This is a genomic window from Prevotella vespertina (assembly GCF_009728485.1).
Taxonomy (GTDB): Bacteria; Bacteroidota; Bacteroidia; order Bacteroidales; family Bacteroidaceae; genus Prevotella; species Prevotella vespertina.
Genome location: NZ_VVIQ01000004.1, coordinates 200,998 through 225,082 on the forward strand (window position 1 = coordinate 200,998; position 24,085 = coordinate 225,082).

The following is a 24,085-nucleotide window of genomic DNA, read 5'->3' on the forward strand; positions in this document are numbered from 1 at the left end:
CTTTTGCAGTAATAGGTGAGTTATGTTATAAAACGAAGATTGTAAAGGCAATGATAAAGAGACTTTATTCATTTATTAAAGCTATTTTCCAAGGGATAGTACACTTCTTTCCTTGGTACATAAAGCTCTATAAGGGTCGTGCATGGTACACGAAAGCAGCACTGGGGATCACTTCCTTCATCGTTGCCATATTCCTTTATCTAGGCATGGTAGACACTAACTTCCTGTGGCTCTTTGGTAGATCGCCTGGCTTTATAGAGATTAAAACACCTCCAACGTACGCTGCTTCGGAGATATATAGCGCTGACTCCGTACTTATTGGACGCTTTTATAAAGAAAACCGTACGCCTATCAAGTATGGAGAAGTTAATCCCGCCTTCTGGAACGCACTGATTAGTACAGAGGACGAACGCTTCTATAGCCATCATGGAATCGACTTCATGGGTATCGGTGGAGCGATTAAAGACGCTGTTACTCGTGGTGATGGACGTGGTGCATCGACGATTACTCAGCAGCTAGCAAAGAATATGTTCCGTGTAAGAACACAGTATTCTACAGGCTTACTGGGGCACGTTCCAGGGCTTCGTATGCTTATTATGAAGAGTAAGGAGTGGATTATTGCTGTGAAATTAGAGCTCATCTATTCCAAAAAAGATATATTGACAATGTATGCCAATACCGTCGATTTCGGTAACAACTCATATGGTGTCAAGACCGCAGCAAAGACCTATTTCAATACCACACCAGCGAAGATGTCGGTTGATCAAGCAGCCACCCTTGTGGGTATGTTGAAGGCTACTACCTATTACAACCCCATCACGCACCCTCAAAACTCTATCCGTCGACGCAACACAGTATTATATAATATGGTGACACACCATGTATTACCTCAATCAGAGTACACCGCTTATTCGAAGCGTCCTCTACACCTTGATGTACACATGGAGGAGAACTATGACGGTCAAGCGCAGTACTTCCGTCAATATGTTGCAGACGAGTTTAAGGAGTGGATGAAGGACCATGGTTACGACTTGTATAGTAGTGGTCTAAAGATCTACACCACGATTGACACCCGCATGCAGAAGTATGCCGAACAGGCTGTATCGAAGCAGATGGAGCGTGTGCAAGACAACTTTAACAACCATTGGCGGGGTCAGAACCCATGGAGGGACGCAAGTGGAAAGGAGATACCAGGCTTTATCGAGGGTATAGCTCAGCGCCAACCTTTCTATAAGAAACTTGTTCAAAAGTATCCCAACCAGCCTGATAGCGTTCTTTATTATCTAAATAAACCACACAAGGTAAAGCTCTTTGATTATGCAAAAGGCACCATTGAGAAGGAGATGTCATCGATGGACTCCATCCGTTACATGGTACAGTTTATGCATTGCGCAATGGTTGCAATGGAACCACAGAGTGGTGCAGTAAGGGCGTGGGTAGGCGATATCAACTTCGATACATGGAAGTATGATAAGGTCATAGCAGAGCGTCAACCGGGTTCAACCTTCAAGCTTTTTGTATACACCGAAGCCATGCGACAAGGTATGACGCCATGCACTCGTCGACGTGACGAATACATCAGTATGCAGGTTCTCGATAAGAAGACTGGACAGATGAAGACGTGGACTCCGCATAATGCTAATGGGCGTTTTTCTAACGACTCCATACCTTTGATGACCGCATTCGCTCGAAGTATTAACTCCGTTGCAGTGCGTGTTGGACAGGAAGTCACTATACCAAGTATCATCGAGACAGCGCAGAAGATGGGCATAAAGAGTCCGTTAGATAACGAGCCATCATTGGCTCTTGGATCAAGTGATGTCAACTTACTTGAGATGGTGGATGCCTACTCTACGATCGCAAACTATGGTGAGCATATTGATCCTGTGGTCGTTACTCGAATCGTAGATATGAATGGTAACGAAGTTTATACAGCCCCTCAAAACCACGAGAGAGCCGTTGATACGAAGTCTGCCTTCCTAATGCAACAGATGCTCAAAGCCGGTGTCAATCAAGGAGGAGGTACCAGTCAGTCACTGAGACAGTATGTTCCTAGCGATACAGACTGGGGTGGAAAGACAGGTACAACCAATAACCACTCCGATGCATGGTTTATGGCTGTTAGTCCGAATCTAGTAGTTGGTGCATGGGTAGGAGGCGAATATCGCTCCATACACTTCCGTACTGGCGCCCTCGGACAAGGCTCAAAAACAGCCTTACCAGTGGTGGGTGAGTTCCTTCATAGCCTGATGTACGACCGCACCTATAGGCGTTATCATGCCAAGTGGGAGGTAGATGAGGATGATGATATCGACCCAACAATGTATAATTGTCAGCCAGCTCCTGTCCAGCGACAGCTCCCTGACTCTCTGAATGGGCTAAACGCAGGGCACAGACGTTATCATGGTGATAACGAGGAGGGCATTCCTTCTGACGGAAACGATGCTGAAGGCATACCTTCAGAGCCTATCCAACCAGCGGAACCAGTAAGCAGACACCAGTCTGAGAATGGCTCTGAAGGGGGCGGAAACAGCCATGAGAGCAGGTCAGAGAAGAAGAAGGAAAAGAAGATAAAGGCTGCTAAAGACCCAACGGTAAGTAATATTGAATGGGACTAAGCGGCGTTAATCAGCATCATGAAAGCTGCTATTAATAACGCAATAGATCTACAGAATCCAGAGCTACAAAAGGCTTTGCAGATTATACAATTTACACATAATTCCCTGTTCCTGACCGGTAAGGCAGGTACGGGGAAGTCTACTTTCTTGCGTTATATATCGTCTACTACAAAGAAAAAACACGTTATTCTCGCCCCGACCGGCATAGCTGCCATCAATGCAGGAGGCAGCACTTTGCATAGCTTCTTCAAGTTACCTTTCCATCCATTAGTGCCTGATGACAGTCGATACACGCCTCGTCACCTGCGCGGAACAATGCGTTATAACGGCGACAAGTGCAAACTCTTGCGCGAAGTAGAGCTTATCATCATCGACGAGATAAGCATGGTTCGTGCCGACATCATCGACTTCATTGATAAAGTATTGCGTGTTTACAATCGCAATATGCGTGAGCCTTTCGGTGGAAAGCAGCTCCTTTTGGTTGGAGACATCTATCAGTTAGAGCCAGTTGTTAGGGAGGATGACCGCAGACTATTACAACCCTATTATGCAAGTAACTATTTCTTCGATGCTAAGGTATTCCAGGATTACCCCTTGGTCAGCATTGAGTTGAATAAAGTTTATCGTCAGAACGATTCCACCTTCATCTCTATTCTCGACCACATACGCACCAATCAAGTCACAGACACCGACTTTAAAATGATTAACGCACGTGTGGGTGCATCCTTAGAACCGCAGGATAAGGACAAAGAAAACTTCACCATCACCCTATCAACGAAGCGAGATACGGTCGACTGGATTAACAATGAGGGACTAGACAGGCTCGAGGGCGACCCCGTGATGTTCCTTGGTGAGATCAAGGGAGAGTTCCCTGAGAGTAGTCTACCTACCCCCATGGAGTTGAATCTCAAGGTGGGTGCACACGTAATGTTCATTAAGAACGACATAGAAAAGCAGTGGGTCAATGGCACACTGGGGATTATCATCGGTATAGATGAGGAGGAGGGAATGCTCTATGTACGCACGGAAGAGGGTCACGACCTGCAAGTTCAGCGTGAAATGTGGGCTAACGTGCGTTACACCTTCAATGAGACTGAGAAGAAGATAGAGGAAGAACAGATAGGAACTTACATCCAATTCCCATTGAAACTAGCGTGGGCTATCACCGTACATAAGAGTCAAGGACTAACGTTCAAGAACGTTAATATCGACTTCACGGGCGGTGTCTTCGCTGGTGGTCAGGCGTATGTTGCACTCTCCCGATGCACCAGCTTGGAAGGAATTAGCCTCAAAGACCCACTGAGACAGAATGAGGTTTTCGTCCGAGCAGAGGTTACGCAGTTTGCACGTCATTATAATGATCGCAATATGATAGCCACAGCCTTGAAGCAAAGTAAGGCTGATAAGGAATATTACGATGCTGTGCAAGCGTTCGACGAGGGCGATTATGACAGTTTTCTAAACAATTTCTTCCTTGCCATCCATAGTCGATATGACATTGAGAAACCCGTTGCGAAACGTTATATCCGCCGTAAACTCGAAACGATTAATCAGCTCCGACGAGAGAACGAAGCCTTGCGACAGCAACAACGCGAGCATGAGGATTTCCTCAAAAAACTCTCTGTTGAATATGTGATGATGGGTAAAGAATGCGAGAAAGAGGGGATGCGTGAGGCTGCCATTGCCAACTATGAGAAGGCAATCAAGCTCTATGAGGATAATCCGATAGCACGAGGACGACTCGAAAAGCTATGTTCGTAATACAAAACAAAAAGCCTCCCCAAGCCCCTCCGAAGGAGGGGATGTGTTTCCATAAAGCACTGCTTTGATGTAACAAAAAGTCCCCATAAGACCATCGGAAGGAGGGGATGTGTTCCCATAAAGCACTGCTTTGATGTAACAAAAAGCCCTCCATTGATGTAAAATGTATATTCGATTAGTGCTGTTGGGGGTGGATTCAAGGAGTGAAAAGAATGAGAAGGAGTGAAAGAGAGCGAAGGCAATAGCACTGACTGCTGTTAGTTGTACTCTCAAAGACGAATGTCTTAACGCCAGCACCCAGTCTCCTGCCTCGTAAAATAGAATTAAATTACATGGAAAAGAAGAATAATCAATCACGAATCATCAGTTTGATCTTCCTCAGCATATTATTGGCTGTGGGCGTCATTGCGTCTTGTCACCATAAAAACAGCATTGAGGTAGAAGACAATAAAGACACTGTTGCGGCGAAGGACTTTGCCCCTTTGGTTGATAGTAGTAAGTTATCAATCGACCTAAAAGGCATTACTTCCGTTGCTTTCCCTAAGTATAAACTATCCAAGGCAACGCCTTTCATTCCCGATTCTGTTAGTGTTGCTGCAGATGAAGAGAGCGTTTCGAGCGGTAATTACTCGGCTACTCTTATGCTCGACACCATCCCTCCGAAAACCTTTTACAAGTCGGTTGAGATGGCAGCACAACACGATACTTGTTGGCAGATTAACAACTTTGCTTTCACTTACGAACGCAAAGATAAGAAGGGAGGAGTGTATAAGGTTAGCTTTAGTAAAGGCGGTCAACAAATCTTTGTCACCCATCTGAATAGTGACATGGTGGGGCTTACTGGTAAAAAGAAGTAGGGTCAATGTAAGTCAAAAAAGAGCCTCATCCCCGTTCATCTACAGCCTCACCCCCGTCCCCTCTCCGAATGGAGAGGGGCGTGAATACTATTAGTAGGATGAAAGAGGGTGGTTAGTGGAATTAGAGATAGTTGTATTTTTGAATCAAAGAAAAAGCCTATGGTTAAGACATCCCCTCCTTTGGAGGGGCTTGGGGAGGCTTTTAGTAGAATTAAGGAAACGCCTTTCTCCAATCGAGAAAGGCGCTTCTTCCTATCGAAGAGAGGCTTTCCTTGCATCGAAGAAACGCCCCCTTTATTTGCAAACAGCAGTCTTCACTCCCCTCTCCATTCGGAGAGGGGGCGGGGGAGAGGCTGTAGATAGACTGCTAGTGAGCCTGTACAAGCTGGCGTTGAGCCCTTACTTCTTCTTCAAATCAAGCACCAGCTTGCCCACAAAGATAGCGTGCTTGCCATTCTGATCATCACCAACTAACTTGCCGTCGAGGTCTTTTACGTACTCAAGTTTCGTTAGGTACGTGTGAGAATGCCCTCCCAAGACTAGGTCAAGACCACGAGTTCCAGCGATAACTTCCTCATCGCTGACCCCTTCAATGTCCCATCCGAGGTGCGAGATACAAATGATTAAGTCGCACTTCTTGCCTTTCAACTCGTTAATAACCTTCTGTGCGCACGCAACAGGGTCGTTATAAACGATCTTACCATAGTTAGCTTTCACCACAAGACCATCCAACTTAGGAGCAAGACCGAACACTCCTATCTTCAAGCCGTTGCGTTTCAAGATGACATAAGGCTTTACCAAGCCCTGAAGTGGCGTACCCGTGAAGTCGTAGTTGGCACATACAATAGGGAACTTAGCCATCTTAAAGAGGCGAACCATATTGTCCATACCAAAGTCGAACTCATGGTTTCCTATCGTAGCAGCGTCATAGTGCATCCGATTCATTAGTCCCACTTCAACGTCACCTTTGAACATTGTATAATAAGGAGAGCCTTGCGAGAAGTCGCCACTATCGAAGAGTAGCAAGTCAGGTTGCTTCTTTCTCTCTTCTTTAATCATAGCCACACGACGCACGAAACCGCCTCGTCCAGCCTTCATAGTGTCTGCGAGGGTTGCACTTAACGGATAAATCTGACTGTGCGCATCGTTTGTATGCAGGATTGTTAACTGCTTTGTCTGTCCGAAAGCGAGGATTGCTATCAAACAGAAACTCATCAATAATATATTTCTTTTCATCTTCTTCAACTCTAGATATGGTTATTCTACACGAATACGACCCTCTTTCTGAGCATTGACAATGCGCCCTTTAGCGGTTTGCTCCTTAAAGAAGTTCATGATAATAAAGCGTGTGTTATTGCTTGTTTCTTGCGGAGATACAACGCTAGTAGCCGACTTGAATGCCTCCATCTTATCGTTTCCTTGTGCCAAATAATCGAGTGTTGCGATACGATAAGACGCCTTCGGGTCAATCTCCTTACCATTGAGAAGAGCCGACTTCAACTTGTGGTCGCGTGTGAAAACAAGCTCTACTCCATGGCTAACAGCCTCTCCACCAGTATAAGCCATCTGACGGAACAACTCTAAAACCTTCTCTCCAGAGAGGGTCACGAAGCATATCTTGTTCTCAAAGGGAGCTATATCAAGGACGTCGCCATAGGTGATTTTACCCTTAGGGAGGGCTGCACGAATGCCACCCATGTTGTAAACACCAAAGTCAACACGCTCATTATAATCACGAGCACCCCACACCATGATGTCAGCCAAGAGGTTGGATAAGTCGCTCTCAGGTCTGTGTGCAACCATCTCATGGTCTGTTTCGCCCACAACAGGTCCCATTAACGAGTCCACCTTGTGCTTGAAAGGTTCCATAAACTTTGCTGCGTCAGCATCAGGAGCAGCGTCATACCTACTATCCACCAGCACACGTGTACGCTGAATACTGGCTAACTCATAGTGAGACGCACAGCCTGTCAATGCCAGCAATGCTGTTAATCCAGATAGATAAACTGTTTTCTTATACATATATAGTGATATTTTATAAATCTCATAAACATTCATCAGCCCAGAGAGCACCTTCTCTTCGATTGGATAGCAATGTCTCCTACCTTATATATATAGGTGACATGGCATGCTGATAACATCTAAAAAGATAATGCAAAAGTAAGAAAAAAAATCGAATACACTGCTTGTAGGATGATGAAAGATAGATCTCTACCACATGAAGAGGCGCACGATAACAGCCGTTGCCCCCACCTTTATACCTAGTTTTAGGTATTGCGTGCTTGAAAGATAATTTATACTTTTGCACTCAAACATTAACATTTAACGTATTGTGTTCACATGAAGAAAGAAGCAATTTACCTATCGCTTGCTATGCTCGCAATGGCTACAACGCCTTATAATGCGCATGCACAAGAGATGGAAGACTCAACATTACAACTCAAAGAGGTAACGATTAGTACGACACGTATGCCTGAAGTAAAGCAGAATGCGGCTGCTACTGTTACCATCATAGACCAGAAGCAAATAGCAGAAATGAGTAAGGCGGCACCCGACATCACCCATCTTTTGGGCTTACTCACACCTGGTATGGCACTATCAAGCAATACCACAAGCTCGCGCTCACAATCACTTCGTGGACGAAGTGCCCTCATCTTGATTGATGGAATCCCTCAATCAACTCCTTTACGTTCAACCGATCGTGACATAAGAACCATTGACATCGCTGCTATCGACCATATAGAAGTGGTGAAAGGATCTACTGCCCTCTATGGTAACGGGGCTATTGGTGGATTGATCAACATCATCACGAAGAAGAATACAACTAATAGAGCTATTGCTGGCGCAACGACTCTCTCGGGGTCAACCTACAACTTCTTCCGCCAGAGCAAAGGGCAAGGTTATCGCATCAACCAGCAAGTCTATGGTCGTTTGGGTAACTTCGATTACCTCGTAAATGGCGCATTCGGGCGTACAGGTAGTGCCGTTGATGGTGACGGGAAGTTCATTTCTCCACGTTACGGACTCGGTGATACTTACACAACGAACGCACTCGTCAATCTCGGTTACAGCCTATCTCCAAAGAACAGAATCGAATTGATGTATAATTTCTATCGTAGTTTGCAAGACACAAAACTGATTCCTTCCGGTGGAAAATACCTCCAAAGCCCTTCAATAGGTGTAATTGGTAATAAAGACCCGCAGGCAGTTGACGAGGGAACAAGGTACAACCACAATGCGTATCTCAAGTTTACTTCAAAGGACATATTCAAACATACCGACTTAGAAGCATCCGTTTATGGCTCGAGTTTATACACTATCTTCGACTTCCGAAAGGCTAATCCAGCACAACCAAGATGGGAGGAAACAAGCGGACAGTCGGCTGTTAAGGATCATAAGTTCGGTGTTCGTGCTCAGTTCAACAGCCGTCTTATCTTCTCAGACAACGCCTTTGCACATCTAGCATATGGTTACGACTACCTCTACAACAAGACTTCTCAACCCTTAGTAGACGGCAGGTATTGGATGCCATGGCTCACCAGTAACAACCATGCACCCTTTGTTCAAATCAAGACAACGCTCTGGCAACACCTTAACATCAAACTCGGTGGACGTTACGACTACATTAGTGTGAAGGTACCAGACTACAATGTACTGCGTAATAAGCTCTCCGACCCACAGGTGCAGGTAAAGGGTGGCACGCTAAAGTATAACAACTTATCCTTTAACGTGGGTGTTTCTTATAACAAATACCCTGCTTTTCAACCCTTCGTAGCCTACTCTCAAGGCTTTTCTATCTTCGACTTAGGTCGTACACTACGTGCTGCTAAGGCGGATGTACTCGCTAAGATCTCCACAGAACCAGTAAAGACTAACAACTACGAGATTGGTGCTTACTCAGATATTAACCATTGGCTGCAGCTCAATGGCTCGTTCTTCTACACCTATTCTAAGCTAGGAAGTGACCTCAAGATAGACCACGGCTTCTGGGTAGTCAATCGTACTCCACAAAAGGTATATGGCGTTGAGTTGAGTGCAGATGCGCAAATCCTCAGTAACTTAAAGGCTGGTGCTAACCTCTCATGGTTCGAAGGTAAGCTCAAATCAGCTACTGGTAAGTGGGACACATACATGTCGAATATCTCCATTCCAGCCGCTAAGTTGGCAATGTATGTCAACTATGCTCCAGTCAAGAACACCTATCTCCAACTGCAATACATACACACAGGTAAGCGCGACCGATTCGCTCCTAACGCATCAGGAGTATATAACGAAGGAGAAGGAAAGGTAAGTCGTATCAACTTACTAAACCTCACTGCAGGTGTTAACTTGAAGGTTTGCGACTTGAGTTTGTCGGTAACCAACCTCCTAAACTACACTTATTACACACCAGCATCCATGATGATGGCACGCAATGCAGAGTATGCCCACGCCGATGGTCGCAGGTTAACTCTCACCGCAGTGTTTAAGTATTAAGCCACAAAAGACGACAGGTAGGCTCCCACGTGGTGGGCGTTTCCTAAGTAATAAAGCAGGGGTAGATGTTCAGCATCTGCCCCTTTCTTATGCACAACACGCCTCGCAAAAAGGCACAACAGCCTATCGCACATCGTAAACTATAAGCAGGGAAGACGGAATATAGCGTATCTTACATTCTTTCTTGCCTACTTCTCTTTTGCTTTTCAGCGTATTTCGCATTGCTGAAATGCGTATCTAACCATATTATCTAAGCGTGATAATTAATTATCTAAGTCATGATAATACTTTATCTAAGCGTGATAATACTTTATCTAAGTGTGATAATACAAAGACATACGCATTGCATCATTACGAAATAAGCTCTGAAACAATACGAGAAGCGTGTGGAATGAATACCGAAAGCGTATGAAATGAGATTTTAAAGCGTGTGGAATGAAAGCAGGAAGCGTGTGGGGAAGTAGCGAAGAGAGGCTCTTCAGAAATCATAACACTACCCGACTCGTTCGCTCGCAAGGATTGCATCATAACATGACAAGGGCTAACACTCAATCATTTATGCGTCAGAAAGGCAATAGTTGCAACACGCTTCACTCGTTACTAACGCAAAATGCAACTATTTAAAAGCGGATATTCCTTTGAAGAACATATACAATTACCTACTTTTGCAGCACTTAATACACATCAATTTGTAATCAATAAAAACCGTTTATCATTATGAAGAAGAGTTTATTCATAGGCTTTGTTATGCTCTTAGTTGGCATGACTGCCAGTGCTCAAGACTACAAGAAACAGTCGTTCATACCAGAGGCTGCTATGCCAGATGGTGGTATCTACCTCCCTGCGCCACCTGATACTGCATCCTATCAATTCGATTATGACTTCCGTCAGTATTGGTGGGGTCGCAAGATGAGAGAAGACAAAGAGCGTGCTGCACAGGCTAAGTTCGATGCAAACTTCGATGTGGATTCAGTCCTCGTAGGCTTTGCTCCAGCCTTTGGAATGCTCATCACACCCGAGAAAACACCCGAGACTTACAAGCTCATGTGCATGATTGGTATTGATGGTAACCATGCTGTCGACCGTGCCAAGGCTAAGTATATGCGTAAACGACCATTTACGCAGTTCCATGAGCATACCCTTCAGCCACAGTTCGAGGCAGAGCTAATCAACAACGGGTCTTATCCTTCTGGTCATACCTGCCGTGGATGGATCTTCGGTTTGACCTTAACTGAGTTGAACCCATCACGTGGTAACGAAATTATGAAGCGTGCTTACGATTATGGTCAGAGCCGTGTTATCTGTGGATATCACTATCAGAGCGATGTTGATGCAGGTCGCCTATGTGCGAGTGTAGGCTATGCTGCAGTTCATTCATCCGAAGCCTTCCAGAAACAAATGGCTAAGGCTAAGAAGGAAATAGCCAAGATTCTTGCTACAAAATAAGCCCAATAAATGTCCTAAAGAAGCAAGAATCTAGCCCTTGATAAGCACGATCCTTATCATAGACAAGCTGGATTCTTACTTTAAATAAGCTTGAATCCTACTTTAAATAAGCATGATTCTTAGCTTAAATAAGCATTAAAAGCATACAAATACTTTGTTGTTTCAACGAAAAGCAGTAACTTTGCAACGCTTTTCGGTGTAACCGCTGGTTGTGGAAGAGTCGCTAACTATGTTACATTGGAACGACAAACAATATTTAATTTATCAATAAGAAATGGATTTAATTAAAGTTGCTGAGGAAGCATTTGCAACCGGCAAGCAGTTTCCAGAGTTCAAGGCTGGTGACACAATCACTGTCGCTTACAAAATTGTCGAGGGTAACAAGCAGCGTATTCAGCTCTATCGTGGTGTAGTAATCAAGGTTTCTGGCCATGGAGAGAAGAAGCGTTTCACTGTTCGTAAGATGTCAGGCACCGTTGGTGTTGAGCGTATTTTCCCAATCGAGTCACCTAATATCGATTCTATCGAGGTGAACAAGCGTGGTAAAGTTCGCCGTGCGAAACTCTATTACCTACGTAATCTTACAGGTAAGGCTGCACGTATCAAGGAGAAGAGAACAGTTGTTGCTTCTACTGAGAAGTAAGCCCTTGGAAATCCAAGAAAATAAAAGTCCGATACCAGAAAGGTATCGGACTTTTTTAATCTTCATAGTTCAACTTAGCATCATTGTCGCCATGCAAAGCCTTACTTAGGTCTTTCCAGTTCTGGAACCCAGCGAAGAGTGCTAGCCTATCTAACGTCTTTTGGGATGGTTTCTCTTTACCTTTAAAATAACCAATCAGCCTCTTCAGTGATGTAGTCTCCAAATTGATATGGTAGACCGCAAGCCTGCTTGACAACTTCTCTACATCTGCCACTAGTTCTTTACGCACTTGAGTCTTATGCCCTAAATCCTCAATAATGGCTCTAAACTTCTTTTTCATCTCTCATTGAAAGCATTACTAACATGCTACAAAAGTAATAAAAGATTAGGTAAATGCGTAAGATTCAGCAAGTTTTTTATGTTACTAATAGTAGATAAGAGTATTCCTTCCCACTTACTGCTTATAATGTATAGCCTCCATGAAACGCTTGACAACCTCTGGTTTACCCGTGTGTTTACCCTCATCTTCAGATATCTTGCAGGTGTCATTATAGTATGGCCACAGCTCTGTTATCTTAACTGCTACGAGCTTAATAACGATGTTCATAGGCTTAACATGTGGGAAGTCATTGGTGAAGTGAGTGCCTATTCCGAATGAAGGTTTTACCTTTCCTTCGGCATAGTGTTGTAACTCTATCGCACGGTCAGTATCGAGTGCATTAGAGAAAAGAACCTGCTTGTCACGGGCATCGATACCGAATGACTTGTACTTAGCAATAATCTTATCCAACTGCTCATGGTTGTCGCCTGAATCAATGCGAAGCCCCTTGAATTGGTTAGCAAAGTCTTCCGAGAAGTTATAAGAGAAGATATCCCAACCGAAAGAATCATATAGGTAAGTACCGAGAGCACCCCTATAAGTCTTGCGCCAAGCCTCCATTGCCATGTAATTAGCCATCTGTGGACCAAACATACCACCTATTGCACAGATGAATTCATGCGCCATTGTGCCCACCGGCATCAGGTCATACTTCATCGCAAGGTGTATATTACTAGTACCCACAAACTTGCCCTTCCACGTCTTACTCTCATAACAGTCTTTCATCGCACGAACGGCTATCTCTTCTGCTTTCAGACTAGCACGACGACGCGTACCAAAGTCTGAAAAGACGCAACCAGCCTCTAGCAAGCGTTCCGCCTTATGGTAAGTTTTATCGTAAAGAAGCTGATAATCGAACTCTTCTGCCTGCTCATTAAATACGTAGAAAAGCTCTGATATGATGGCAAGAACCTTCACTTCAAGCAAGATCGTATCGGCCCATAAGCCTTCAAACTCTATGTGTAAATGCCCTTCCGAGCTCTGCCAAACCTTTACCCAATCGCTTGAGAAGCGGAAACCACGTAGATAAGTAAAGAACCATTCAGGCAAATAGTTACACTTACGACGTAGGAAGTTTATCTCCTCCTGAGTGATGATAACCGACTCTAATAGCTTTATCTGATGTTCCACCTCACGTGCAAATCCATCTGGATAAATCGTATCGTCACGATCAACAAACTGATAACAAACATGCGCACGAGGGAAGTTATCGATGACAGCACAGCACATTGTCAGCTTGTAAAGGTCATCGTCAGTGAAATGATTAATAATCTGTCTCATTTGTTATTGTACGTTTTTTTCTGCCGTCAAAAGTATAAAAAAGATGTGGAAGAACAAAGTCTTTTCATGGAAATAACATATCTGACAACTCAAAAGAGAGCCTCATCCGAAGTCTAATAAAAGTCACTTCTCTGCCCATCTCCCGCAGAAAAGCGAGAATAAATAGTCCGTTAACCACAGAAACTATACACTCCAGCACCAACCATTCAGCCTTCTTTCGTCTTTAGAATAGGCTATTTGAGTCCTCCATTGTTCATTCCTCTGTGTGTAACAAGCCACCACCTCGTAAACAAAGTCCAACAGAGCAAAAACGAAGAAACGCCCTTCTCCACTTGAAGAAGGCGTTTCCTCACATCAAAGAGAGCCTCCCTTCGTATGAAAGAGAGGCTTTCCTTGCGCAGGAGTAAGCCTTTCTTGAATTGAGAAAAGTTTTTCTTTTGTGTTACCGAAAGCACTCTTTTGTAGTGAGCAGTGCCCCTCTTAATATCAAGGTGAAGTACTTCTTTCTTCTTATTTATTGACATCACCCACGCAAAAGAGGATGTTAACGAGATGAATTAATTGTTGTTATTTATACATATATTCGTCAGTTCCATCAGTAATAATACGTGATTGGTACGAATAATAGCCCTGAGAATAGGCGTATTCAAGCCGATTTGCAGCGTAAATAAAACTTTCTCATCATTTATAATGATATTTTCTTATTTTTTTACAAGCACTTTAAAGATTATTATTTATATTCGCAAACGAAACATTATGTGATACGTATGAACCTAAAAACAACTCTAAACAAGCTAAAGACTAAATGGTTTAACTTTCTGGAGAGGCTGTCCTATCGTCAGAAAGCGTCGTTGGTAATGCTTTGCGGTGTTATTGTTGGACTGACAGGGCTGTTCTTTTACCTCCTTCGTATGCATACATATATAATAGGAGACGACCCCGCTGCATGTATAAACTGCCACATCATGTCGCCTTACTATGCAACGTGGTCACATTCAGCACATGCTCGTAACACGACTTGCAACGATTGTCATGTGCCTAACAACAACATTGCTTCTCACTATGCCTTTAAGGGGGTAGATGGCATGAAGCACGTTGCTTACTTCGTGACACATAGTGAATCACAGGCGTTCGAGGCTGAGGATGCATCTGCAGAAGTGATTATGGATAATTGTATTCGGTGTCATAAACAACTCAACCAAGAGTTTGTAAAGACAGGACGAATCGACTATATGGAAGCGAAAAGGGGCGAAGGTAAGGCCTGCTGGGACTGCCATCGCGATGTAGCACACATGAGGAAGAACTCCTTGTCGAGTACTCCTGGGGCAGAGTTTGTAGAACCCATGCCTCCTTCTCCAGTCCCTGATTGGCTCCAGAAAGTGTTAGGAAAGAAATAAAATAACTACTAAACCCTATAATTATGGCAAAGACATTAAAGAAATGGCAGGGCTGGTTGCTCTTCGGAGGAGCGATGGTCATCGTGTTCTTCTTAGGTTTGCTATGCTCGTCCATGTTAGAACGAAGGGCGGAAATAGCGAGTGTGTTTAATAATCGACGTACCCAAATGACAGACTCCATCGTATCTCAAAACGAGAAGTTTGCCGAAGACTTCCCCCGTGAATACGAGACTTGGGCGATGACGGAAGATACCAGTTTCGTTAGTAAGTATAACTCTTCACAGGAAGTCGATGTATTAGGACAACGACCAGAAATGGTTATCTTGTGGGCAGGATATTCTTTTTCACGTGGATATAACACCCCTCGTGGACACCGCCATTGCGTTGAAGACTTACGTAAAATAATGCGTACTGGTAGTCCAGGTGTGGATGGTCAAGACGATATACAGCCTGGTACGTGCTGGACATGTAAAGGTCCTGATGTGCCAAGGTTGATGAGAGAGAAGGGAACAGACAAATTCTATGCTGCCAAGTGGAGCAATTGGGGACCAGAGGTCATGAACACCGTCGGTTGCTCTGACTGCCATGATGCACGGACGATGGAGCTTCGTCCAGCTCGTCCAGCACTCTATGAGGCGTGGGCTCGCGTTGGTAAAGACGTGAGAAAAGCCACACATCAAGAGATGCGTAGCCTGGTCTGCGCACAGTGCCACACAGAGTATTACTTCGAAAAGGACAATGGTAACTATCTACACTTCCCTCAGGAGAAGGGTATGACGTGTGAGGCAGCAGAAGAATATTACGATAGTATAGGCTTCTATGACTATATTAATCCACTCTCAAAGGCGAAGATCTTGAAGGCACAACACCCTGGTTATGAGCTTTACTTACAGGGTATTCACGGACAGAGAGGCGTTTCTTGTGCTGATTGTCATATGCCTTACATTTCTGAAGGTGGTGTGAAATACACCGACCACCACATCATGAGTCCGCTAGCTCACATCGATCGCACTTGTCAGACATGCCATCGTCAAGATGCAGAGACGCTTCGTCAGAATGTTTATGAGCGTCAACAGAAGATTTATGACTTCCGTACTCATGTGGAGAAGGAGCTTGCTGCAGCACATATCGAGGCTAAGTTTGCCTGGGATAAGGGTGCTACAGAAGCAGAGATGCAGCCTGTTTTGACTGATTTACGTAAGGGTCAGTGGCGTTGGGACTATGCTGTTGCGAGTCATGGAGCAGCCTTCCATGCACCTCAAGAAGTAATGCGTTTGCTCGCAAGTGCTATGGAGTTTGCTAAGGATGCACGCCTACAAATAGCACGAGTTGTCGCTCGTCATGGCTTTACAGGACAAATTCCTCTGCCTGACATATCTACTAAAGCAAAGGCTCAGTCATATATAGGACTAGACATGCCAAAGCTCAACAGTCAGAAAAAGCAGTTCCTTGACACTATCGTACCGAAGTGGATTGAGACTGCAAAGAAGAACAAACGGTTTATAACTAAGCCGATGTAAGCGAACAAAGTAGTAAAAGATAGTTGGTAGCTAATGGTTAACTCCATTGCTACCGACTATTAATTTTTATGGTATTGATCTAGTAATGTGATAGAAACAAGTGATAGTCTTGTATCTGAAAAAGCATGAGAAATGCAGCAGAAACAGTGCAAGTATTGAGGATAATATCAAAGATTACAACTGAAGATACCATTTCTTTTCCTTAAAATAACAATGTGGAATAAACCTTATACATTAAAAGAAGGGACGGCAATCGTCGTTGGATTGCTTATAACTGGTCAGTTATTACAGTTTACAATGGGGCCTTTGGAGTGGGCTATCTTTGCTTGGCCAGCTAATATCGGGACGCTCCTTTTCCTATTGATAGCCCTAGTTGTTGTTTATGCCTTGCGTAAGAAGGTGTACTTCTTCCGCTTTATGACCACCATGCAAGCCGCTATTCCTGCCATAGCAGGTGCTGCTTTGCTAACGTTGATCATGGGTGTTACGAAGCAAGTAGCCGAAGGGAGGAATCCAGTAGACCCCATCGGACTAACGAAAATGCTGAATTATTGGCCATTTGTACTCGTCTATCTCTGGTTGACCATCATAGTGGGTGAGGTCACACTAAACCATATCTTCCATTTTTCTTGGCGTCGTTTGCCATCTTTTGTGAGCCATGCAGGATTGTTCATAGTGCTCACCTGTGCAACACTGGGTAGTGCTGATATGCAGAAAGTGAAGATGTATTGTGAGACAGGGCAGCCTGAATGGCGTGGTCTAGACGCTATGGACAATGTGCATCACCTACCAGTTGCCATTCAACTAGAGAAGTTCACCATTGATGAATACCCTCCTAAGCTAGCGTTAATAGGGCGTGGTGGGTTCCCACTCCCTAAGGATAAGCCTGAGAATCTATTGTTAGATAAAGGTATGCGAGTAGGTCAGTTGCTCGATTGCAAGGTAGAGGTTCTTAAGCGAATAGATAATGCTGTCCCTGCTATGTTGAGCAAGATGATAGGCAAGATGCCCACTGGAATGATGGGAAATATTCGAATGGATTCACTCGGGCAAGCACGTAATAAGGATGGATATATAGCCTCGGATGCAGCTGGTTCGGCGTGTGCTCTATTGGTGAAGGTCACTACTAACAATGCACCCTACAAGGGTGTGCATCATAGCTACACGGGTTGGGTGACCTGCGGAAGCTATCTCTTCCCTTATCAAGCCCTACGTTTGGATGACGGGCGTATGTTAGCTATGCCTAACCGAGAGCCTCGTCGTTTTGCATCCCTCGTCGACATCTATACGAAGAGTGGGCAGAATATCCAGACAGAGATAGAGGTTAACAAGCCATTCAGCATTGAGGGATGGACGATCTATCAGCTCAGTTACAACGAGCAGATGGGTAAGTGGAGTAATCTCAGTATCTTTGAGTTAGTCACCGACCCATGGTTACCAGTGGTGTATGTCGGTATTTTCATGTTATTAATAGGTGCCGTTGGAATGTTCCTAACGGCTAGTCGTAAGAAGGAGAATCAGTTATGATCTGGAGTTATTTCGTCGTTTTCGCAATCATCTCAGTATTGTTATGGGCAGTCGGAGCATGGGCTTCGTGGCGTAATCGCCGTAGTCTAGCCTTCATAACAACAGGTCTTGGACTCTGTGTGTTCTTCTCTTACATCCTTATCATGTGGATAACTCTCGAGCGACCACCGCTCCGCACGATGGGAGAAACGCGTCTTTGGTATAGCTTCTTCCTCCCTTTAGCGGGCATGATAGTGTACAGTCGATGGCAATACAAGTGGATTTTGAGCTTCTCAACACTCCTTGCAACCGTCTTCGTGTGCGTCAATCTCTTCAAACCAGAGATACATTCAAAGACGCTCATGCCTGCTTTGCAGAGTCCATGGTTTGCCCCTCACGTCATCGTTTACATGATGGCTTATGCGCTCTTAGGCGCAGCTGTGGTCATGTCGGTGTATCTGCTCTTCTTCAAGAAAGGCACAGATACCACGAAAGAGATGGAGATTACGGATAATCTCACCTATGTTGGACTCTCCTTCATGACGCTTGGAATGCTCATGGGAGCGCTTTGGGCAAAGGAAGCATGGGGTCATTACTGGGCATGGGACCCAAAGGAAACATGGGCAGCTATCACTTGGTTCTCTTATCTCGTTTATGTTCATTACCGCCAGTATCGCCCTCATCATCTGCGCCCAGCCCTTATCATCCTCATTATAGCCTTCTGTTTGTTACAGATGTGTTGGTGGGGTATCAACTACCTACCATCTGCGCAGGGGATAAGCGTGCATACTTACAATTTGAATTAAGGCTTTTCTAAAAGCCTAGTCAGCCTCTCCCCCCGTCCATCTACAGCCTCACCCCCGTCCCCTCTCCGAATGGAGAGGGGAGTGAAAACCATTGTTTGCAAATAAAGAGGGCGTCTTGTCAAATTGAAGAAAGGCTCTCTTCATAACGAAGAAACGCCCTTCTCGCTTGGAGAAGGGCGTTTCTTTGCATTGAAGAGAGGCTCTCTTGCCATCAAAGAGACGCCCTCTTTAATAGCTATCAACCCTGTTCTCTCCCCTATCCATTCGGAGAAAGGAGGAAAGCGAGGCTCTCCCTCTCCTTTCAAGGAGGATAGAAGGAGTATATAAAGGGGGGGTAACAAGACTTTAGGGGAGGTTCTGCAGAAGATTCAACAAGAGTGTTTATACTCATCATCCAACTTGCTTTGAAGGGAAGAAATCAGTATATACAATCTCCCCCTATCGTCTGTTGCGACAATAGGGGGAGGCTTTGTCTGTGTTGTTGTTATCTATCTCTATCGTGAAAAGATAATGGAAAGGCAGGAATGAAGTCCTTTCTTTTACTTTGCGGACTCCTCTATACGCTTCAAACCCTTCTGATAATAAACGTAATAGAGTATTCCTGCGGTTGTTAAACCAAATGGGAAGGCATACCAAATGCCCAAGAGTTGGAAATTCATAACCACTCCGAAGAGGTAACCCAATGGCAATGAAACGATGAAGAAAGCAATAAATGCAATCCAAATCAGCGGTTTCACTACGGCGATACCACGCATGGCATTGGCATAATTACACTGCATTCCGTCGCCAAATTGGTATATCATGAAGGGAATAATGGTCATTGATACCATCGAAATAACCTCGGTATTGTCAGTAAACAATGCTCCCATGCTATGACGGAAGATGAAGATTGGAACAGAGGTCAGCATTGCCAGGAAGAAAACAAGGTGTATTCCTGCTGTCGCCGTGCGCTTTACTGCTGTGTAATCACGCTGTCCCATGAAGTTACTAATGCGCACTGCCACTGCTGCAGCAAGCCCATAGTAAATCATATAACCCAGTTGGGAGATAGTCAACATGACCTGGTGTGCTGCCAAAGCTGTTGTTCCGAACCAACCAACCATTAGGCTCGACAGACTGAAAGCTGCTGTTTCCATACCCATTTGAAGTGCCAACGGGAAACCGAGAACAGTGATTTGTCGGAAGTCTCTGCGGTTTGTTCGCCCTTGATGCCAGCCCTTTCTGTATTCCTTGTACTTCTTACTAAAGAAGAAGATACCCATCATTACGAGTGCCATCAATATACGGGAAATCATTGTGGAAAGCCCTGCTCCTATCAGTCCCATCTCTTCCATGCCCAGGTGACCATAGATGAGAACCCAGTTACCAAATATATTCATTATGTTGCCACTTACCAATATCCACATAGCCACACGAGTATCAGTAATACCGTCAGTGAACTGTCGGAAGGTGTTAAACCAGCAAACAAATGGAAGGGAGATGAGCTGTATGATGAAGTAAGGACGCATAAGGGGTAAGAGCTCTTCAGGCTGTTTTAAGTTACCTAGATTCATATACAATACACCCATGATAACCGATAAGATTACTGCCATACAGGTGTTTGCTGCCACCGCACTCTTCATGAGTTCGCCAATACGATGCGTCTTCTCCTGCCCATAGAGGTTACCCACAAGGGCAGTAATAGCGTAAGTAAAGCCTATAGCAAAGACGATTACCAACGTAAACATATTGTTAACAAATGCCGCAGCAGCCAACTCCTCCGTACTATGATGTGATATCATCAAGGTGTCAGCGAAGTTAAGAATGAGGTTTCCTAGCTGTCCGATGATGATAGGTACACCCAAATAAGTAAGGTTCCGATAGTGTGTCTCGTATCTTGAAAACTGATATGACATAATGATGTATCCTGTTTCTTTGTTGTTAATGGTGCAAAGGTACGAAATTAAAACGTATTATTATACGCCTTTTATAATAATCTTCTCTCTTTCAATTAACTATTAGAACTTTTCTTGCTCATGCTCATCTGTGTTTGAACGAAACGCCTCCTTTTTGTAACAAATTTATCTTTTCCATTGTTATGTGGCTTTGGCTCCGTGCCAGATAAGGGCAGATAAAGACGAAAAAAGAGGAAACCTTCAGGCTTCCTCTTTGCTATTTAAACTGTAACTAATGGTTTACAAGTCGAATTTATAGCCCAGTGTGATCTGGAATACACTGTTCTTTACCTTGCTACCTTCGTACACCTTTGTTACACCCCAGTTGTAACGAGCATCCAACTGGAAGTTGTTATACTCATAAGAAACGCCTACTGGAATAGAAAGGTCAAATGACTTTGCCTTGCCAGGAAGGGCTACATTGAGTGCACGTGCTGCATCAACAGAAGCAACATCACCGACTTTGAAACCTGGTTGAACACCCAACTTCACAGCAAGACCCTTAACAACATACACATTAGCAGTTATTGGAATGTTGATGTAATCGAGCTTTTGTGTAACTGTAACAAGCGGTTGATTCACCTTAGCACCTTGCATAGAGTAGAGCAGACCAGCGCTAACTGAAACGATGTCAGTTGCTTGATACTCTCCTTCAGCACCTGCTACAAGACCGAGACGAGCGTCTGACTTGCTGTAATCAGTTAGGTTTGCAATGTTCAAACCAACCTTTGGCTGGATGTTAAAAGAACCTACTGCGTGTTGTGCGAATGTAGCTACTGATGATAACATCAGGGCTGCTACTAACATAATCTTCTTCATAATCGAATGAATTTAATGTGAGTTTAATTGTTATCTATAATCTTTTTACTGTCTTGTTAATTCTCTCCTTTGTAAGTCATAACCTATTCGTTCGTTTTAACAAACCTATTATCACTTGGCGTGGGCAAAGTTATGTTTTATAAAGAAAACGGCAAATTATTTCCAATTAATAAGTGTTAAAGAAGGTATTTGGATAACATTTATCATAAAAAAAGGCGAGTATTGGAGATCAATCAACCAACTCTCACCTTATTATATATATAACATAAATGTTGCTGATAACATTTAGTTACATTGCTTTATGCGTTCTTTACCTCACAAGTTAAGTCTTTTCCTTCGGCAAACTCCTTCACACTATCGAGTGTAGAAACGGCTATGTTATGCAAAGCCTCAGCTGTGAAAAAGGCTTGATGAGAGGTTAGTACGACATTAGGAACCATCAACAAACGCGCCAAAACATCGTCATCTATCATCTTATCACTCTTGTCTTCATAGAAGTACTCACGCTCTTCTTCATATACATCAAGGCCTGCTGAACCTACTTGCTTACTACGAAGTCCCTCGATAAGATCCTCTGTATTGATCAGTTTCCCACGGCCAGTATTGATGATCATAACGCCCTTCTTCATCTTAGCTATGCTATCCTGATTAATCAAGAACTTCGTGTCTGGCGTCAATGGACAGTGCAGAGAGATAATGTCACTATTGGCATATAACTCGTCAAGACTTACCACCTTCACATCGTACTGCTTAGCAAATTCGTGGTCAGGATACAAGTCGTAAGCCATCACATTCATACCGAAACCATGCAAGATCTTGATGAGTTCCTTTGCAATTCGGCCCATTCCGATTACACCAGCGGTCTTTCCATACATGTCAAAGCCCAACAGTCCGTTCAGAGTAAAGTTACCATCTCGAGTGCGATTAACGGCACGGTAGATCTTACGATTTAGACTGAGCATGAGTGAAACAGCGTACTCTGCCACTGCATGAGGTGAATAAGCTGGAACGCGTGTAACCCTTATTCGACCCTCAGCCGCTTTAAGGTCTACGTTGTTAAAGCCCGCACATCGCAATGCAATTAACTTGACTCCGTTGTTGATCAACTCGTCTATCACCTGTGCATCACACTCTGCATTCACAAAGATACAAACGACATCTGCACCCTTAGCGAGGGGCACTGTGCTAATACTCAGGCGTTCCTGATAGTAGCGAATATCGAAGTTATAATCCTTGTTAACTGCGTTGAACGACTCAATGTCATACGACTTTGCGTCGAAGAAAGCGATTCTTAATGCCATGTATCCTAAATATTTAAATTGTTATGAGTGTTTAAATAAATCCTTAAGACCATTGTCTTAGGGAGTTCTTATCAATTCTTTCAATGTCTCAGGTAGGTTTTATCCCTTTTAGTTACCTTGTCTTTCCTTTTAAGACAGTGCAAAGTTACGCATAAATTGTAATATTTGCAAGTATCAAACTATAATTCATTTAATTAATAGATATGGGTCAAGTGACCCGCTGGTTGGCGTCCTTTCTTTTGCCAATAACGCTAACATCTCTCCCACTCCACGCCGTCACAGGAAGGACATGAGCCTCTCCTCCATTTGAAGGGGGCGTTTCCTTGCATACAGAAGAGCCTTTCCTTATACCAAAGAAACGCCCCCTTCATCTGCAAATAGTAGTTTTCACTCCCCTCTCCATTCGGAGAGGGGCTGGGGGTGAGGCTTCTTCTTCCTACACATAGGGTACAAAGCTGTGGGAAAAGAGCACCTCAACTGCCTATTGACAACGGCTCAAGTACAAGGGTAGATATAAATAAGAAGGTGTGTCAAATATGCTGTTGAAGCATCTGACACACCCTTCATTGCTATTTAATTACTCTAGTAAAAATGTGTTGTATATGATTACTTACGTTTCAAAATACGCCGTGCACAATCGGACAAGACTACTATCGCTGATGCCAATATACAGACATCCTTGATAACTAATCGCCCTGCTCCGGTTAATAACGGGAACCCGTGTTCGCCACTACCAAGGTCGGGAACCCATGCTTCGGGTGTAGTGACAAGGAAGGACAAAGTGCCTAAGGTCATTAAGATGACAAGCCCCGTACCAACGAAACCTACCTTTGGGAACCATATACCTAATAGTGTCAATACACCGAAAGTCATAATCGCAATGCCTAGACCATGTGAGAAGGTGTAAGTGTTGTTGGCCTCATGCCACTCGTGTTTAACCTTATCGAACTCACCTTCCTTTAGCTTGTAATCCTTGTATTCAGGCGCATTCTTCGTGTAAAAGAAGCTCATAAACGGACTGTTAGCAACGAATGGTACAATGCCTTCTGCCTCATAGTTCCAGAACTTCAAGCCCCCAATCCAAACGAAGATAATAAATATTGCAATACGTATAAAGTTGATACCCACGCCCTTAATTGAGGCCGCAATCTCAAGTACTGTATGCACCAGTGCTGTGATCTTATTCATAGATTCTTATCCTTTTAATTAATTGATTAATATTCTTTTAACGCCTACAAAGGTATATACTTTTGCTTAATTAAAAGGCAAAAAGTTGTATTTATTACAAAAAATACCCACTTCATGGTATATTATCAGGCACTAAAAGGGGGCTAACGAACC

General features: G+C 43.9%; 20 protein-coding genes. 12 read left to right on the top strand and 8 right to left on the bottom strand.

What is annotated here, in order from left to right:
* Positions 1-50 precede the first annotated feature (50 nt).
* The 3 genes from F0475_RS05525 (at position 51) to F0475_RS05535 (ending at position 5,236) form a co-directional block, all read left to right on the top strand.
* Entirely contained in the window at positions 51-2,618 is a 2,568-nt protein-coding gene (locus tag F0475_RS05525) for a transglycosylase domain-containing protein (RefSeq protein ID WP_155715834.1), read from the top strand.
* Positions 2,619-2,636: 18 nt separating this feature from the next.
* On the top strand, positions 2,637-4,379 hold the full coding sequence (locus F0475_RS05530) for an ATP-dependent DNA helicase (protein ID WP_155715835.1): 1,743 nt from the start codon (positions 2,637-2,639) through the stop codon (positions 4,377-4,379).
* A gap of 332 nt (positions 4,380-4,711) precedes the next feature.
* Entirely contained in the window at positions 4,712-5,236 is a 525-nt protein-coding gene (locus F0475_RS05535; RefSeq protein ID WP_155715836.1) for a hypothetical protein, read from the top strand.
* Between the two features lie 399 nt (positions 5,237-5,635).
* Here F0475_RS05535 and F0475_RS05540 read toward each other — a convergent pair whose 3' ends face one another.
* Both F0475_RS05540 and F0475_RS05545 read right to left on the bottom strand, forming a co-directional pair.
* Positions 5,636-6,472, bottom strand: a complete 837-nt coding sequence (locus F0475_RS05540; RefSeq protein ID WP_036895715.1) for a bifunctional metallophosphatase/5'-nucleotidase — start codon at positions 6,470-6,472, stop codon at positions 5,636-5,638.
* Between the two features lie 21 nt (positions 6,473-6,493).
* On the bottom strand, positions 6,494-7,258 hold the full coding sequence (locus tag F0475_RS05545) for a 5'-nucleotidase C-terminal domain-containing protein (protein ID WP_155715837.1): 765 nt from the start codon (positions 7,256-7,258) through the stop codon (positions 6,494-6,496).
* A 318-nt stretch (positions 7,259-7,576) separates the two neighbouring features.
* Between F0475_RS05545 and F0475_RS05550 the strand changes: the two genes are divergently transcribed.
* From F0475_RS05550 to rplS, 4 genes are all read left to right on the top strand, one after another.
* A complete protein-coding gene (locus tag F0475_RS05550) occupies positions 7,577-9,712 on the top strand; it encodes a TonB-dependent receptor (protein ID WP_155715838.1) in 2,136 nt (711 codons plus the stop codon).
* A gap of 435 nt (positions 9,713-10,147) precedes the next feature.
* Positions 10,148-10,336, top strand: a complete 189-nt coding sequence (locus F0475_RS05555; protein ID WP_155715839.1) for a hypothetical protein — start codon at positions 10,148-10,150, stop codon at positions 10,334-10,336.
* A gap of 93 nt (positions 10,337-10,429) precedes the next feature.
* On the top strand, positions 10,430-11,158 hold the full coding sequence (locus F0475_RS05560; RefSeq protein WP_155715840.1) for an acid phosphatase: 729 nt from the start codon (positions 10,430-10,432) through the stop codon (positions 11,156-11,158).
* A gap of 274 nt (positions 11,159-11,432) precedes the next feature.
* The gene (rplS, locus tag F0475_RS05565) at positions 11,433-11,801 is read left to right on the top strand and encodes a 50S ribosomal protein L19 (RefSeq protein WP_009435837.1); all 369 of its coding nucleotides are present in this window, start codon (positions 11,433-11,435) and stop codon (positions 11,799-11,801) included.
* A gap of 55 nt (positions 11,802-11,856) precedes the next feature.
* On the opposite strand, the gene F0475_RS05570 is transcribed toward rplS, so the two are convergent.
* Both F0475_RS05570 and pncB read right to left on the bottom strand, forming a co-directional pair.
* Positions 11,857-12,141 (bottom strand): hypothetical protein, encoded by a 285-nt coding sequence (locus tag F0475_RS05570; RefSeq protein ID WP_004383742.1) that lies wholly within the window; start codon positions 12,139-12,141, stop codon positions 11,857-11,859.
* Positions 12,142-12,255: 114 nt separating this feature from the next.
* Positions 12,256-13,461 (bottom strand): nicotinate phosphoribosyltransferase, encoded by a 1,206-nt coding sequence (pncB, locus tag F0475_RS05575; RefSeq protein ID WP_155715841.1) that lies wholly within the window; start codon positions 13,459-13,461, stop codon positions 12,256-12,258.
* 767 nt (positions 13,462-14,228) lie between these two features.
* Between pncB and nrfH the strand changes: the two genes are divergently transcribed.
* The 5 genes from nrfH (at position 14,229) to F0475_RS11720 (ending at position 19,017) form a co-directional block, all read left to right on the top strand.
* Positions 14,229-14,858: a cytochrome c nitrite reductase small subunit gene (gene nrfH, locus F0475_RS05580; RefSeq protein ID WP_036895684.1), complete on the top strand. Its 630-nt coding sequence runs from the start codon at positions 14,229-14,231 to the stop codon at positions 14,856-14,858.
* A gap of 23 nt (positions 14,859-14,881) precedes the next feature.
* Entirely contained in the window at positions 14,882-16,378 is a 1,497-nt protein-coding gene (gene nrfA, locus F0475_RS05585; RefSeq protein WP_155715842.1) for an ammonia-forming cytochrome c nitrite reductase, read from the top strand.
* Positions 16,379-16,591: 213 nt separating this feature from the next.
* Positions 16,592-17,905 carry a cytochrome c biogenesis protein ResB gene (locus tag F0475_RS05590; RefSeq protein ID WP_155715843.1) on the top strand — a complete coding sequence of 438 codons (1,314 nt, stop codon included), beginning with the start codon at positions 16,592-16,594 and terminating at the stop codon, positions 17,903-17,905.
* Positions 17,902-18,690 carry a cytochrome c biogenesis protein CcsA gene (ccsA, locus tag F0475_RS05595; protein ID WP_009435769.1) on the top strand — a complete coding sequence of 263 codons (789 nt, stop codon included), beginning with the start codon at positions 17,902-17,904 and terminating at the stop codon, positions 18,688-18,690. Before F0475_RS05590 ends, ccsA begins: the two co-directional genes overlap by 4 nt.
* Positions 18,691-18,813: 123 nt before the next feature.
* Positions 18,814-19,017, top strand: a complete 204-nt coding sequence (locus tag F0475_RS11720) for a hypothetical protein (protein ID WP_199879789.1) — start codon at positions 18,814-18,816, stop codon at positions 19,015-19,017.
* Positions 19,018-19,229: 212 nt separating this feature from the next.
* Here the strand turns inward: F0475_RS11720 and F0475_RS05600 are convergent, their stop codons facing one another.
* The 4 genes from F0475_RS05600 to F0475_RS05615 form a co-directional block, all read right to left on the bottom strand.
* Positions 19,230-20,585 (bottom strand): MATE family efflux transporter, encoded by a 1,356-nt coding sequence (locus F0475_RS05600; RefSeq protein ID WP_155715844.1) that lies wholly within the window; start codon positions 20,583-20,585, stop codon positions 19,230-19,232.
* Positions 20,586-20,864: 279 nt separating this feature from the next.
* Positions 20,865-21,443, bottom strand: a complete 579-nt coding sequence (locus F0475_RS05605) for a porin family protein (protein WP_155715845.1) — start codon at positions 21,441-21,443, stop codon at positions 20,865-20,867.
* Positions 21,444-21,742: 299 nt separating this feature from the next.
* Positions 21,743-22,744, bottom strand: coding sequence for a 2-hydroxyacid dehydrogenase (locus tag F0475_RS05610; protein WP_009435821.1), 1,002 nt, complete (start codon positions 22,742-22,744; stop codon positions 21,743-21,745).
* A 606-nt stretch (positions 22,745-23,350) separates the two neighbouring features.
* On the bottom strand, positions 23,351-23,932 hold the full coding sequence (locus F0475_RS05615) for a DUF417 family protein (protein WP_009435953.1): 582 nt from the start codon (positions 23,930-23,932) through the stop codon (positions 23,351-23,353).
* Between the last annotated feature and the right edge of the window lie 153 nt (positions 23,933-24,085).